This is a genomic window from Coprococcus intestinihominis, from assembly GCF_040096555.1.
In the GTDB taxonomy this organism is placed as follows: Bacteria; Bacillota; Clostridia; order Lachnospirales; family Lachnospiraceae; genus Coprococcus_A; species Coprococcus_A intestinihominis.
Genome location: NZ_JBBMEK010000466.1, coordinates 1 through 1,117, shown reverse-complemented (window position 1 = coordinate 1,117; position 1,117 = coordinate 1). Strand labels below are relative to the sequence as shown.

Genomic DNA, 1,117 nt, shown 5'->3' with positions numbered 1-1,117 from the left:
TATTATATGGAAAGCCTTATGTCAAGACGGAAAAGAGGAATACAGCAGGTGGCTGGGAAGCAAGATATTTGAGCAGAAATCAGAGTTGAAAGAACAGGCAGACAAGCTAAAGACAACACTGGAACAGGTAAAACTTATTCCGCCGGTGGACTTGAAACCCTTTGTGTATGTGCGGATCAGTGAACACCCGGACATTCCATTGGAAGAAGCCATGCCATTAAATCAAGCGGTAGAATTGTTCGGAAAGCTGGATCGGCAGGCAGTGGAAGAGAAAGATATGGCAGGTTATTACAAAACACATTTTGAAATCTGTTTTCTCTCAGAGGGGGAAGTCATGTCTTATACCGGGCGCCAGGATTTTGGTGACGGGGAAGGAAATCTGCTGGATCATGTAAAAGCATTTGCAGATTATTATCTCCATACAGAAGAAGGGCAGCAGCTTATGAAACAGACCGCCAGGACAACAGAAGAATGGGAACATGAACAACAGCAAATGAGATGGGTACTGGAGGAGATGCTTCCTACCCTTCAGTATTTCTGCAACCTGGAAAAACTGGAAACAGCGGTTCTGGAAGAACAGGAAATAGAAAAGAAAGTCCCTTTACTGACGCAGGGGGACGCATCACGAAAAGCATATCAGGAAGCCATGCTTGCCTATATCCGGGAAAGCAGGATTGCATTAAATACAGGGAAGGAGCTGCCTTGTATGCCGGATATCCGGGATTTTGCAACTGCCTGTCCGGATAAATCATACAAAGAACAGGTTATGGAAGAGATACGACAGGAAGCAGAGTCATACGGTATGACCGTAGAAGCGTATGCAGCAAATGGATATGAGCCGCCAAAAAGGGGCGGCAGATAAAATTAGGAAAGGAGGCGGAGTTTTGGCCATGTAAAAGATATCTTCCCTCCTGAAAAAAATTGGATTTAGAAAAAACAGCAATAGAACGTATCCGCACTGCCAGCCAGATGTCCCTGCAACATTATGGGCTTCCTTTGGTAGTGACGGACAGTGGAGGAAAAGACAGCGCCGTATGCAGGGAACTGGTACGGCGTTCCGGCGTGCCATTTGAACTGATGCACAACCTGACTACTGCAGATGCCCCACAGACTATTT

1 protein-coding gene is annotated in these 1,117 nt (G+C 46.0%); it reads left to right on the top strand.

Features of this window, described 5'->3' with window-relative positions; translation table 11 throughout:
- Positions 1 to 862 (top strand): LPD25 domain-containing protein (locus WMO25_RS18240; protein ID WP_349086661.1); only part of this gene is annotated, 862 nt, incomplete at its 5' end.
- Between the last annotated feature and the right edge of the window lie 255 nt (positions 863 to 1,117).